This window comes from Micromonospora sp. MA102 (assembly GCF_025460765.1).
Lineage (GTDB): Bacteria > Actinomycetota > Actinomycetes > Mycobacteriales > Micromonosporaceae > Micromonospora > Micromonospora halotolerans.
Window position 1 is genome coordinate 408676 of sequence record NZ_JAMWEG010000001.1, and the last position, 12145, is coordinate 420820.

Annotated in this window: 12 protein-coding genes; 3 read left to right on the plus strand and 9 right to left on the minus strand. The window is 74.4% G+C overall.

Annotation, left to right across the window (positions count from 1 at the left end; translation table 11 throughout):
* Window positions 1–35: 35 nt before the first annotated feature.
* The 3 genes from NFX44_RS01935 to NFX44_RS01945 all read right to left on the minus strand — a co-directional run bounded on the left by NFX44_RS01935 (window position 36) and on the right by NFX44_RS01945 (window position 1940).
* Entirely contained in the window at window positions 36–335 is a 300-nt protein-coding gene (locus NFX44_RS01935) for a helix-turn-helix transcriptional regulator (protein WP_262281721.1), read from the minus strand.
* Entirely contained in the window at window positions 335–685 is a 351-nt protein-coding gene (locus tag NFX44_RS01940) for a type II toxin-antitoxin system RelE/ParE family toxin (protein WP_262281722.1), read from the minus strand. Before NFX44_RS01940 ends, NFX44_RS01935 begins: the two co-directional genes overlap by 1 nt.
* A gap of 85 nt (window positions 686–770) precedes the next feature.
* The gene (locus NFX44_RS01945) at window positions 771–1940 is read right to left on the minus strand and encodes an aminoglycoside phosphotransferase family protein (protein WP_262281723.1); all 1170 of its coding nucleotides are present in this window, start codon (window positions 1938–1940) and stop codon (window positions 771–773) included.
* 108 nt (window positions 1941–2048) lie between these two features.
* On the opposite strand from NFX44_RS01945, the gene NFX44_RS01950 reads away from it, so the two are divergent.
* Window positions 2049–2630, plus strand: a complete 582-nt coding sequence (locus NFX44_RS01950; RefSeq protein ID WP_262281724.1) for a hypothetical protein — start codon at window positions 2049–2051, stop codon at window positions 2628–2630.
* 11 nt (window positions 2631–2641) lie between these two features.
* Here NFX44_RS01950 and NFX44_RS01955 read toward each other — a convergent pair whose 3' ends face one another.
* Window positions 2642–3811, minus strand: a complete 1170-nt coding sequence (locus NFX44_RS01955) for a hypothetical protein (protein WP_262281725.1) — start codon at window positions 3809–3811, stop codon at window positions 2642–2644.
* A gap of 254 nt (window positions 3812–4065) precedes the next feature.
* Between NFX44_RS01955 and NFX44_RS01960 the strand changes: the two genes are divergently transcribed.
* Entirely contained in the window at window positions 4066–5607 is a 1542-nt protein-coding gene (locus tag NFX44_RS01960) for a gluconokinase (protein ID WP_262281726.1), read from the plus strand.
* A 46-nt stretch (window positions 5608–5653) separates the two neighbouring features.
* A complete protein-coding gene (locus tag NFX44_RS01965) occupies window positions 5654–7171 on the plus strand; it encodes a GntP family permease (protein WP_262281727.1) in 1518 nt (505 codons plus the stop codon).
* A 69-nt stretch (window positions 7172–7240) separates the two neighbouring features.
* On the opposite strand, the gene NFX44_RS01970 is transcribed toward NFX44_RS01965, so the two are convergent.
* The 5 genes from NFX44_RS01970 to NFX44_RS01990 all read right to left on the minus strand — a co-directional run bounded on the left by NFX44_RS01970 (window position 7241) and on the right by NFX44_RS01990 (window position 12070).
* Window positions 7241–7525, minus strand: coding sequence for a putative quinol monooxygenase (locus NFX44_RS01970; RefSeq protein WP_262281728.1), 285 nt, complete (start codon window positions 7523–7525; stop codon window positions 7241–7243).
* Between the two features lie 49 nt (window positions 7526–7574).
* Window positions 7575–8333, minus strand: coding sequence for a MerR family transcriptional regulator (locus NFX44_RS01975; protein ID WP_262281729.1), 759 nt, complete (start codon window positions 8331–8333; stop codon window positions 7575–7577).
* A 156-nt stretch (window positions 8334–8489) separates the two neighbouring features.
* On the minus strand, window positions 8490–9122 hold the full coding sequence (locus NFX44_RS01980) for a hypothetical protein (protein WP_262281730.1): 633 nt from the start codon (window positions 9120–9122) through the stop codon (window positions 8490–8492).
* A 123-nt stretch (window positions 9123–9245) separates the two neighbouring features.
* A complete protein-coding gene (locus NFX44_RS01985) occupies window positions 9246–9749 on the minus strand; it encodes a hypothetical protein (protein WP_262281731.1) in 504 nt (167 codons plus the stop codon).
* 56 nt (window positions 9750–9805) lie between these two features.
* The gene (locus NFX44_RS01990; protein ID WP_262281732.1) at window positions 9806–12070 is read right to left on the minus strand and encodes a bifunctional diguanylate cyclase/phosphodiesterase; all 2265 of its coding nucleotides are present in this window, start codon (window positions 12068–12070) and stop codon (window positions 9806–9808) included.
* Window positions 12071–12145 lie beyond the last annotated feature (75 nt).

The following is a 12145-nucleotide window of genomic DNA, read 5'->3' on the forward strand; positions in this document are numbered from 1 at the left end:
GACACCCGCGCCAGCGGCCGGAGGCGCGCCGGAGGTCAGGCGGCGTCGGCGATCGGCGAGAACCGGACGTCGAGCCGCATGTCCAGCGCTCGCGCGAGTCGTTCGAGGACGACAAGCGTGGGTACGGTGCCACCGGCCTCGAAACGCGCCACGGCCGACTGCGTCATGCCGGCCGCACGCGCAAGCTGGGTCTGGCTCCAGCCGACGCGTTCCCGCAGGTTCCGAACGGTCTGCCCGAGCTCGAACGCCAGGCGGGCGGCCGCGTACGCCTCCTCCGCCCCCGGTTCGGCCATCCGCCGCCGGCGCAGGTCGGTCCAGTCCACTCGATCGGTCATCACTCCGCCCCCTCGACCACGGTGTGTCGCTCCGCCGCGCACCGCGCCAAAGCCCGGCGCGCCCGCTCGACCTCCCGGTCCTCCCGCATCCGCGTCTTGCGGAAGACCGTCAGCAGGATGATCCTCCGCTCGGAGGCCATCCAGTACGTGATCCGGATCGCCCCGTGCTCCAGGTAGAAGCGCAATTCCCGGAGCTTGCCGTCGAGTTGCCGCGTGTGCGGCTCACTCAGCAGCGGGCCCCGGTCGGCGAGAAGATCGATGTAGAAGGCGGCTCGTGCGAACTCTGCGGCAGGCAACTCCTCCAACCAGCTCCGGACTTCTGGTTCCAGCTCCACGCTACCCCAGGCCATAGCGTCGATGCTATGGGTTTGACTGCCTGCACGTGGACAGTGACGTCGCGTGTCGTGCCGGGCCGAGCGGTAGATCCAATGTGTGTCAGGCCGTCGCGGCGGCCCGGGTCAGGCGGGCCCGCACGTCGCCGCGGTGGTAGGGGTGCTCGCTCGGCTCGATGCCGGCGAGGAACATCGCGTACACGGCGGCCAGCCGCAGCGCGGCGACCGGCCGGAGCAGGTCGACGGCGCGTTGCGGGTCGCTGCCCGGCACGTCGGCCCGCCAGCGCGCCGCCCAGGCGTCGCGCAGCCGGCCGGCGACGGGCGGGTCGAGCGTCTCGGTGAGGCGCAGGATGTCGAAGGCGGGGTGGCCCACGAACGCGTCGCCCCAGTCGATGACGGTCCGCCGGAGGCCGTCGCCGCGCACGTTGCCGGGGTGCAGGTCGCCGTGGACGAGGGTGTCGGGCAGGCCGCAGTCGCGGACCTGGTCGAGCCGGTCGTCGAGGTCCGCGAGCAGGTCGGCGGCCACGGTCGGGTCGTGCGGGGCCAGCCGGTCGCGGATCCAGCGGGCCAGGGCCGGCCCGCGCCGATCGGGTACGCCGGCCGCGACCAGCGCGGCGGCCTCGCCGGCGGCGCGGAGCTGGACGGCGTGGTGCTCGGCGGCGACGGCGGCCCGTTCGGCCTCGTCGGCGCCGTAGCGGTCCTCGCCGGGCACGTGGTCGAGCAGCATCCGGCCGGTGTCGTCGGCGGCGAGCAGGGTGGGGGCGGTCGTGGGCGCGGCGGTGGCCAGCCAGCGCAGCACGGCCGCCTCGTGCCGGAAGAACGGGGGCACCTGTTTGAGCCAGGCGCTGCCGGCCGGGCCGTCGAGCCGCCAGATCGCCGACAGGTTCCAGGTGCGCTGCTGCGCCACGGCGGTCACCGGCCGGCCGAGCCGGCGCAGCTGCCCGGTGGCCCAGGCGACGCTGCGGGCCGGGCCGCCGGGCTCGGCGTACGGGGCGCGCAGCGGGTGCGGCGCGAGGTCCACCGGCGCCGGCGTCAGGGGTACGGCGGGCGGCTCGGTGACCTGGCCCAGGTAGGTGACGTGGCCGCCGGGAGGTTCGGGGCGGTCGCCGGTGAGCAGCCGCAGCACGGCCACGTCGAGGCCGTACCGGCGGCGGGCCCCGTCGACGATCGAGCCGACCTCCTGCCACCACGGCTCGGGCACGCCGTACGGGGGCAGGGCGCCGAGCGGGCGGCCGTCGGCGTCGACCAGAACCAGGGTCACGGAGCGGGACACCCGCCGGACGCTAGCCGCGCACCCCTGAGGGGCGCGAACGGTTAATCCGGGGGCCGGTGGGGGGTCAGCCCGGATGTCCCCGGCCGGCCCCGGGACGAGGCTGAGGCCATGACCCTCACCGATTCCCGGATGCGTCCCACGTACCCCTGGTTGCGGCCGGTGGCCGTGACCGCGTCGCTGCTGCTGCTCTCCTACGGCCTGCTCCGCCTGATCGACCGCCTGGACGGTCACAGCGACAAGGGCGCCTGGGCGTGGAACACCGGGCACACCCTGTTCCTGTTCGGCATCCTCGGGTTCGCCGTGCTGGCCGTCGGGCTGCACGGCGTGCTGCGTACCCGCTCGACCCGGCTCCGGGCGGTGGACGACGTGGCGGCGCTGGCCGGCGTGGTCGGTGCGGCCGCGTTCGTCTGGGTGATCCTGGGCGACCTGTTCCCGCGCTTCGCCGACGCGGTGGAGACGCCCGACCTGGTGCTGCTCGGCGGGCCGGCGCTGTTCGAGCTGGGCCTGCTGGTGCTGCTGTACCGGGCCGCCGCGGCGCGGCTGCTGCCGGTGTGGGCGCCGGTGCTGGTGCTGGTCGGGTTCGTGGCGATCGCCGTGAACCTGGACCTGCTGCCGGTCGGCGCGGCCCTGGTCCTCGCCGGCCTGCTGCCGCTGCGCCCGATGCCCCGGTCGCCGCGCCTCGCCGGCTAGGGTGCCGGCCGTCAGGTCCAGAAGGTCCGGCGGAAGCCCTGGTTGTCGGCGCACGAGTCGCGGCGCCCGCCGGTCAGGCTGACCGTGCCGTCGCGGCACTGCACCAGCCAGCCGCGGCCGGACCAGAAGCCGGGCACGCAGTCGAACCAGTCGCAGATTCCCCGGGCCGGTTTGCGGATCCGCGTGCCGCCGCAGAAGTCGTACCCGTAGGGGTTGGCGGGCGCGCCGCAGCGGCGTTCGGCGGCCGGTTGCGACGGGGTGCTCCCGGACGGCGGGGAGGTCGGCGCGGGCCGGGTGCCCTTCGGCCTCGGGGCGGGCTCGACCTGCACGGCGGGGGCGACCGGCGGGGGCGCGGCGGTGGCGGTGGCGGTGGATTCCGGGGTGGCCGCGGCGGCCCGGTCGGACCCGGGGCGCACCGGCGGGTCGGACTCGAACAGCATCGCCGGCACGATCAGGGCGATGGCCACACCGACCGCGACGGTCCGCCGGCCGCCAGGGAGCAGCGCGGAGACGCGGGCCTGGGCCGGGGTGAGCACGGCCGGCCGGACCGGCCGCACCGTCTCGTGTTCCGCGATCAGCTCGTCGAGCTGGGCGACGACCGCGGCGCGCTGCTCGATCGCGTCGGCGAAGGCCAGGGTGAGCTTGAACCGGAAGTCGGCCACCGCGCCGGTGGGCAGCAGCAGACCGGAGGTACGCCGCCGGTCGAGCACCTGGATCAGCGTGACCGGCGCCCCCGGGTCGTGGGACAGCCCCGTCATCCGCCCGTACGTCCAGTCGCGCCGGCCCCGACCGCCGAGCAGGACGAGGCGCCGGTTGGTGAGCACGGCGAGACCGGCGTCGACGACCTTGACCCCTTCGGGGCGGCGCGGGCGCAGCACCGGCGGTTCCGGGTCGACGGTCAGCTCGGGGGCCGGCAGCACGGCGGTGTGCCGCACGTCGACCAGTTGCGCGGCCGGCAGCGTCCAGAAGACCACCTCGCCGGGGCCCAGCTCCACGGGCAGGCCGGCGCCGGCCTCGGCGGAGCCGTGGAAGGACCCGGCGAGGGTACGCAGCCGGCGCAGCTCGTCGTCGCGGCGCCGCCATGCCTCGTCGGCCGCGCGGAAGGCCCGCTGCCGCCGGTCGTTCTGCCGGTGCGCCCACCGGTAGCGCCATGTGGAACCCGTCGAATCAGTCATCGCCACGCCGACTCCTCCGCCGCGCGAGCCCACCAATCGGGGTGTCATTCATGTCAACGGCGGCGCGGGGGTGGCAAGACACGCGCAAGTCCCCAAATTGACCGAAAGGGTGATTGCGCGACACGTTAGGCGGAATCCTCGGCATACCGTGGCCGCGCCCGGACGGCGGTCGCTTCGCCGTGCGAGGGGGTTGGTGCGTCGGTAACGTCAGCCGCAGGGCGGGACGCGCCGCGACCCCCGGCACGCGAGGAGGTGCACCGGTGGGTGACCCGGCCGTCGTGGTGGGGGTGGACATCGGCACCACCAGCACCAAGGCGGTCGCGTACGACACCGGTGGCCGGCAGCTCGCCACCCACTCGATCGGCTACCCCCTGGAGGAGCCGCGACCCGGGTACGCCGAGCAGGACCCGGTCCGCATCTTCGACGCGGTGGTCGGGTCGATCCGGGCCGTGGCCGAGGAGCTGCGCCGGCCCGTCGCCGGCCTGTCGTTCAGCACCGCGATGCACAGCCTCATCGGGCTGGACGCCGACAACACCCCGCTCACGCCCTCGGTCACCTGGGCCGACTCCCGGGCCAGCGCGCAGGCCGAGCGGCTGCGTGCCGTGCCCTCCGGGCTGGCCATCCACCGCCGCACCGGCACCCCGGTCCACCCGATGGCGCCGCTGCCCAAGCTGGTCTGGTTCGCCGAGCAGCAACCGACGCTGCACGCGCGGGTCGCGCACTGGGTGGGCATCAAGGACTACGTGCTGCTGCGGCTGACCGGGGCACTGGTCACCGACCACTCGGTGGCCTCCGCCACCGGGCTGATGGACATCTACCGGCTGGCCTGGGACGCCGAGGCCCTCCGCATCGCCGGCATCACCGAGGAGCAGCTCCCGGAGCTCGTCCCCACCACCCACGTGCTGCCCGGCCTGGCCGCCGGTGCGGCCCGGGCCACCGGCCTGCCCGCGGACACCCCACTCGTGGTGGGGGCCGGCGACGGGCCGCTGGCGAACCTGGGGCTCGGCGCGGTGCATCCCGGCGAGGTGGCCTGCTCGATCGGCACCAGCGGGGCCATGCGGGTGATGGTGGAGCGCCCCGGCGTCGACCCGCTCGGCGGCGTCTTCTGCTACGCCCTGACCGAGCACCGCTGGGTGGTCGGCGGGGCGATCAACAACGGCGGGATCGTCCTTCAGTGGGCCAACGAGGCGCTCGCCCCCGAGCTGGGCGAGCACGCCGAGGAAGAGCTGCTCGACCTGGCCGCCCGGGCGCCGGTCGGCTCCGGCGGGCTGATCATGCTGCCGTACCTGCTCAGCGAGCGGGCGCCGCACTGGAGCGCGCTGCCCCGCGGCGCGTACGTCGGGCTGACCCACGGGCACGGCCGGGCGCACCTGGTGCGGGCCGCGCTGGAAGGGGTCTGCCAGCAGCTCGCCCTGGTCCTCGCCTCGGTGCGTGCGGCCGGCAACGAGGTACGCGAGATCCGCGCCAGCGGCGGCTTCGCCCGCAGCCCGCTGTGGCGGCAGATCCTCGCCGACGCGCTCGGCATGCCGGTGCGCTTCCCGGTCGGGCACGAGGGCTCCAGCTTCGGCGCCGCCCTGCTCGGCATGCAGGCGCTCGGCCTGATCGAGTCGATCGAGGTCGCCGCCGACCTGGTCCGGATCGACGAGACGGTCCGCCCGAATCCCGCCTCCGCCGCCACGTACGCGGCCCTGCTGCCGCTCTTCTCCGAGCTGTACGACGCGCTCGTTCCGACGTTCGCGTCGCTGCGGCGGCTGGCCCCGAGCCTGCCGCCGGAGCCACCACCCACCGCTCCTCCCCAGTGATCGCCCGTCCCGGAGGCACGGACGACTACCGAAGGTCGTGATTGCCGTGGTCACACTGCTCGCCGCACCGGCGCAACCCCTCACGAACGCCGGTGACACCCAGCTCGTCATCGCCGCACTGCTCGGCATCGCCGCGGTGGTGGTGCTCATCGCCTGGGGCAAGGTGCACCCGTTCCTGGCGCTGATCCTCGGCGCGGCCGTGCTCGGCGTGGTCGCCGGGGTCAGCGCCGACAAGATCGTCACCTCGTTCAGCGGCGGGGTGGGCTCCACGGTCGGCGGCGTCGGCCTGCTGATCGCGCTCGGCGCGATGATCGGTGGCCTGCTCGCCGAGTCCGGCGGCGCGGACAGCATCGTCGAACGGGTGGTCGGCCGCGTCTCCGGCGGCGCGCTGCCGTGGGCCATGGCCGGGGTGGCCGCGCTCATCGGTCTCCCGCTCTTCTTCGAGGTCGGCGTGGTGCTGCTGGTGCCGATCGTGCTGCTGGTCTCCCGCCGGGTCGACGTGCCGCTGATCAAGATCGGCATCCCGGCGCTGGCCGGCCTGTCGGTGCTGCACGGCCTCGTGCCGCCGCACCCGGGCCCGCTGGTCGCGATCGACGCGCTCGGCGCCAACCTCGGCCAGACCCTGGCCCTGGGCCTGCTGGTGGCGATCCCCACCGTGATCATCGCCGGGCCGGTCTTCGGCAACTTCATCGCCCGCTACGTGCCGGCCACCGCCCCGGAGGCGCTGCTGCCCACCCGGCAGCCGCTCGCCGCCGGCGGGGACCGGCGGCCGACCCGCCCCGGCGAGGGCCGGCTCGACGCCGACGGCGACCTGGTCACCGAGGACGACCTGGTGAACCCGGGCACCGGCCGCCCCGGCGCGCCGATCGACGAGCCGGTGGGCCGGCGCTCCCGCCGGGAGCCGGCGCTCTGGGCCGCCGTGGTCACCGTGCTGCTGCCCGTGGTGCTGATGCTGCTGCGGGCGATCGGCGAGCTGACCCTCGATGAGGACACCGGCGGCCGGAAGGCGCTGGACATCATCGGTACCCCGATCGTCGCGCTGCTGGCCGGCGTCATCTTCGCGATGATCTTCCTGGGCTACCGGACCGGGTTCAGCCGCGGCCAGGTCTCCGGATTCCTCGGCGGCTCGCTGCCGGCGATCGCCGGCATCCTGCTGATCGTCGCCGCCGGCGGCGGGTTCAAGCAGGTGCTGGTCGACGCGGGCGTCGGCAACCTGGTCGCGAACGCCGCCGAGGGCGCGAACCTGTCGCCGCTGCTGCTGGGCTGGCTGGTCGCGGTCGGCATCCGGGTGGCGACCGGCTCGGCCACCGTCGCCACCATTACCGCGGCTGGCATCGTCGCGCCGCTCGCGGCCACCCTCCAGGGCCCCGAGGTGGCCCTGCTCGCGCTGGCCATCGGCTGCGGGTCGCTGTTCTTCTCGCACGTCAACGACGCCGGCTTCTGGCTGGTGAAGGAGTACTTCGGGCTGACCGTCGGGCAGACCATCAAGACCTGGTCGGTGATGGAGACGATCATCTCGGTGGTCGGCTTCGCCGGTGTCCTCCTGCTCGACCTGGTGCTGTAGCGGGCGCCGTGCCAGCGCGCGGGAGCCCGACCGGGTCGGCCGGGCGCCGGTCCGTCCGGGCGGGGCGGGTCAGGGCGCCTCGACGCCGGAGATGCGGAACTTGTGCACCTCCGCGCCGAGGATCATCGCCGCCTGCTCCCCGTCCGGGCCGGCGCCGCGGAAGTCGACCAGTTGCTCGTCGGACTCCCACCGCTCGTACACGTTGATCCGGCCCGGCTCGACCAGGTCCGCGCTGACCGCGAAGTCGACGCAACCCGGCGCCGAGCGGGCCGCCCGGACGACCTCCGTGCAGGAGGCCAGGTAGGCGTCCCGCTGGGCCGGGTCGACGTAGAGGGTGCCGGCGACGATGAACACGTGACCTCCAGGGCTGAGCCGTTCGGCCCATCCTGGCACCCGGGGCGGATCAGGCCCGGCTGATCGCGTTGGCGTGGATCGCCTCGTTCAGGTACGCGGCCAGCCCCGGCCGGATCTTCTCGAAGTACGCGGTGAACCGCGGGTCGGCCACGTACATGTCGGCCAGGCCGGTGTGGATCTCGTACGAGCAGTCGTAGAACCACCGGCTGATCAGCTGCCGGTGCTCCTCGGCCAGCGCCATGGCCTCCGCCGAGTCGGCCGGTGCGCCCGACGCCATCAGCTCGGTGATCCGCCGCCCCCACTCCTCGTTCTCGGTCTTGTTACGCAGCCAGTCCTCCTTCGAGTAGCGGGCCGTCCGCTCGGCCGACTGCCGGTACGCGTCGGTGCCGCCCCAGCGCCGCTCGGCCTCCTCGGCGTGCTCGTCCGGGTCGAAGTCCCCGAACACCTCGAAGCGCTCCTCCGGGGTGAGCTGGATGTCCAATTTTCTCGCCTCCATCGCGAGTTCGATCGCCGTGACCATGTCCCGCAGCTTCCCGATCCGCCCGGTCAGCAGCTCGTGCTGCCGGCGCAGGTGCGGCAACGGGTCGCCGCCCGGGTCGTTGAGGATCTCGGCGATCTCCTCCAACGGGAACCCCAGCTCCCGGTAGGCCCGGATCAGCTGCAACCGCTCCAGGTCCGCGTCGTCGTAGCGGCGGTAGCCCGCCGCCGTGCGGCCGCGCGGCGAGAGCAGCCCGATCTCGTCGTAGTGGTGCAGCGTCCGGACCGTCACCCGGGCCGCCCGCGCCACCTGACCCACCGTGTATGCCATGGGTTCCCTCCCTTCCGCGACCAAGGCTCCCGCCTCCCGTTGCGTGAGGGTCAAGCCCGATTCTGCGGCCCGCGCGGTCCGGCCGGCGGGAAACGGCGATCGCCCCCGGCCTCCCCGGAGGGGGGACGGGAGGCCAGGGGCGATCGGAGGGCCGGGTCAGGTGGTGACCCGCTCCCGCTCCGGGGCGGCGAACGTCGCGCTGGCCGGGGTGCGGAAGGCGTGCACCAGGCCGGCGACCGAGAGCAGCAGGAGCAGCGCCGCGCCGAGGTACATGGCCAGGGCGCCCTGCTCGGCCTTGCGACCGAACTCGCTGAACCCGTACGAGGTGAGCAGCAGGCCGCGCAGCGTCTCGCCCTTGAACACGGTCTCCCGCTGGGCGCTCACGTCGGCGAGCTGCTTCTGCAGGTCCGCCAGGTTGGCGGCCTTGGCCTGCTCGGCCTGGGCCACCTGCTCACGCAGCGCGGTCTGCGGGGCGCCCAGGTCGGCGTAGGTCTTGCCGCCGCCGATGGACTTCAGGTGCAGGCCGATGTACTCATTTGCGTAGCACTCGGCCTGCTTGCCGGTGGTGAGCGGCTTGCCGGCGTACGAGCGCAGGCAGTCCGCCTTCTTCTCCTCGTCGCTGAGCTTGTCGGCCGGGGTGAAGCTGATGTGCTGGGCGGCGAGCTGGTCGTGCACGTAGCGGTTGGCGAAGTTGGCGTTCGTCGTCAGGACGACGCCGACGACGAGCAGCAGGACCGCGAGGCCCAGCCCACCGATGCTGAACAACAGGTCGAGTGTCCGTCGCTTCATCTCTGGCTCCTGTATGGATGGTGTCCGCGTTGTTTGTCGACACCATCGTGGCGGTGGACGGGGCACCGGCAGCAGGGCCGAATCCCCCGTCCCGCCCGGGACCTTCGACCCCCCTTCCCCGGTTCAGCACTCGTCGGCGGCCCGGCGGGCCAGTTCCTCGCGGGTGACGACGGCGTTCCGCTCCATTCCGCCCTCGAGGATCTCGGTGATCAGGACCTGCTCCGGGCGTAGGGCGGCCAGCTCGGACGGCTGGAAGCGCACCGGCCGGGTGTTGAAGGAGTTGTCGTCGGCGGCGGCGAACAGGACGAAGGAGGTCACCCCGGGCGGCGGCTCCGGCGGGGGGAAACCGATGAGCGGCACTGTCTCCGGGGACACCGCCCGCGGCGGCACCGGGAAGTCCTGACCGGGCCAGCTCGGCCCGGCGGACGGCCGGTCCGAGCGGCCGTCGTCGATCGCGATACCGCCGGGCGGGCGGGACGCGCACCAGGCGAGGACGGCGACCGGCTGGCCGTCGGCGTCCACGGTGATCCCGGTGATCCCCTCGGTCGCGGGCGTGCAGGCGGTCAACCCGGCGAGAATCAGGGCGGCCACCAGGACGAGGGCGGTGGAACGCGGCGGGCGAGCCATGTCACCACGGTCCCGGGTACGGGTCACCCGCGGAACGCGGTGGGGTAACAGGTCAGTCAGCGGGCCGCGTCGACCGGAGTGAGCGTGTCGAGCAGCTCGGACAGGGCGGCCGGGCGGCCATAGCGCCAGCCCTGGCCGTGCAGGCAGCCGATCGCGGTCACCGCGGCGTGCTGGCCGCCGGTCTCCACGCCCTCGGCCACCACGGCCAGGTCGAACGCGCCGGCCAGCCGGTTGACCATCTCCACCGTGGCGTACGCCCGCGCGTCGTCGGCGTCGAGGCGGGCCACGAAGGACCTGTCGATCTTCAGCTCGGTGGCCGGGATCCGGTGCAGGTAGCTCAGCGAGGAGTAGCCGGTGCCGAAGTCGTCGATGGCGATGCCGACCCCGAGGTCGCGGAGCTGCGTCAGCCGGTCGAGCACTGCCTCGCTCCCCTCGATGAGCGCCGACTCGGTGAGTTCGAGGGTGAGCGCGCGGAGCGGCAGGCCGGCCGCCCCGACCGCCCCGGTGACCGTGGCGATCAGGTCGGGCCGGCGCAGGTGGGCAGCGGCGATGTTGACCGCAACGGTGACCTCGGGGGACTGCTCGCGCCAGGTGCCCGCCGCCCGGCACGCCTCGTGGATGACCCACCTGTCGATCGCGAGGATCAGCCCGGTCTCCTCGGCCAGCGGCAGGAACCGCGCCGGGGTGAGCACGCCGAGCCGGGGGTGCCGCCAGCGCACCAGCGCCTCGACGCTGCGTACCGCGCCGGTGGACAGGTCGACGATGGGCTGGAACTCCATGAGCAGCTGGCCCTCGTCGACCGCGCGGCGCAGGTCGGCGATCAGCTCGGCCCGGGTCACCGCCGACTCCCGCAGCTGCGGCGTGCACGTCCGGTACGCGGACTTGCCGGCCGCCTTCGCCGCGTACATGGCGATGTCGGCGTCGCGGAGCAGGTCGGTGTGGGAGGTGTGCTGCGGGCCGTACTCGGCGATGCCGATGCTGGCCGAGGGGTGCACGCCCAGGTCCTCCTCGCCGGGCAGCGGTTCGAGGGCGGCGAGCAGCCGGAGGGCGAGCCGCTCCGGCGGCACCGGCCGGTCACCGGCGACCAGCACGGCGAACTCGTCGCCGCCGAGCCGCGCGATCATCCCGTCGGGGCCGGTGGCGTCCGCCATCCGCTCGGCGATGGTGCGCAGCAGCCGGTCACCGGCGGCGTGCCCGAAGCGGTCGTTGACCTGCTTGAAGCCGTCCAGGTCGAGGAGCAGGACGGCCACCGGACCGCCGTCGCGCAGGGCGCGGCGCAGCCGCCGCGTGAAGGTGAGCCGGTTGGGCAGGCCGGTGAGCTGGTCGGAGTACGCGAGCCGGCGCAGCCGGGCGACCAGCCGCAGGTTCTCGTTGGCGGCCAGCCCCTGACGCAGGGCGAGCACCCCGAGCAGCGTCATCATGCCCAGGAAGATCAGGTGCGGGGTCTGCCCGGTGGGCCGGCGGGCGAGCACCACGGCGACGATCGCGCCGCCCACCGGCAGGTAGGGCAGGGCCACCCGCCACCACGGCGGCAGCGGCGACTCGCCGGTCTCCTCCTCCTCGGCACAGGAGGGCGGCGGCGGGTACCGGGTGGCGAGGCCCATGAGCAGGTAGCTCAGTGGCCAGCACACGTCGATCGGGTGGCCGGGGGCGTAGCTGCCGTGCGCGACGAGAGAGACGTAGACAGCGTCGGCGGCGGCCCGGACGGCCAGGCCGACCCCGATCGCGGTGAGGGCCCGCCACACCGGACGGGGCGGCCCGGCGATCGCCACCAGGATGGTGAGCTGCACCAGGTCGAGCATCGGGTAGAGCAGCCCGAAGGTGCGCAGCGGATCGGTCAGCTCGGCGGTGGCGAGGTCGCGGAACACCAGCACCCAGCCGATGGGGATGAGGGCCAGCCCGACGATCACCCCGTCGAGCAGGGTGCGGGCCTGCCCGACCAGGCTGCGGGGGGCGGCCACGGAGCAGAGCAGCGCGGCGGTGCCGGTGACGATGCCGGCGGTGAACAGCGCGCCGACCAGCGGGGTGTGCGGCAGGTCGTGCCCGCCGAGCCGCTCGACCGTCCAGACCGTCCGGCCGAGCGCCGCGAGGGTCATGGTGGCCGCGAGCAGCGCCCAGAACCGGCGCAGCGGGGTCGGGTGCCGCCGGGCCACGCCCGCGCAGGCCACCGCCGCCCAGCCGGCCACCGCCACCGCGCCGATGTCGCTGACCAGGGCGCCGCCCGGCAGGCCGGCGAGCAGCCACACCGCTTCCCCGAGTACGACGAGGGCGGCCGCGGCGAACCCGACACGGCCGGCGAGCGGGCGACGGGCCGGCGCCACGGCGGCGAGGCTCACGTGCTGCTGGGGGACAACGATTCGCTCCGGCTCTCTCTCGGACGTGCACCCTCGTCGATG

Coding starts and splice junctions, on each gene's coding strand:
- NFX44_RS01935 (WP_262281721.1), bottom strand. CDS start 335: ATGACCGATCGAGTGGACTGGACCGACCTGCGCCGGCGGCGGATGGCC.
- NFX44_RS01940 (WP_262281722.1), bottom strand. CDS start 685: ATGGCCTGGGGTAGCGTGGAGCTGGAACCAGAAGTCCGGAGCTGGTTG.
- NFX44_RS01950 (WP_262281724.1), top strand. CDS start 2,049: ATGACCCTCACCGATTCCCGGATGCGTCCCACGTACCCCTGGTTGCGG.
- NFX44_RS01975 (WP_262281729.1), bottom strand. CDS start 8,333: ATGGCATACACGGTGGGTCAGGTGGCGCGGGCGGCCCGGGTGACGGTC.
- NFX44_RS01980 (WP_262281730.1), bottom strand. CDS start 9,122: ATGAAGCGACGGACACTCGACCTGTTGTTCAGCATCGGTGGGCTGGGC.
- NFX44_RS01985 (WP_262281731.1), bottom strand. CDS start 9,749: ATGGCTCGCCCGCCGCGTTCCACCGCCCTCGTCCTGGTGGCCGCCCTG.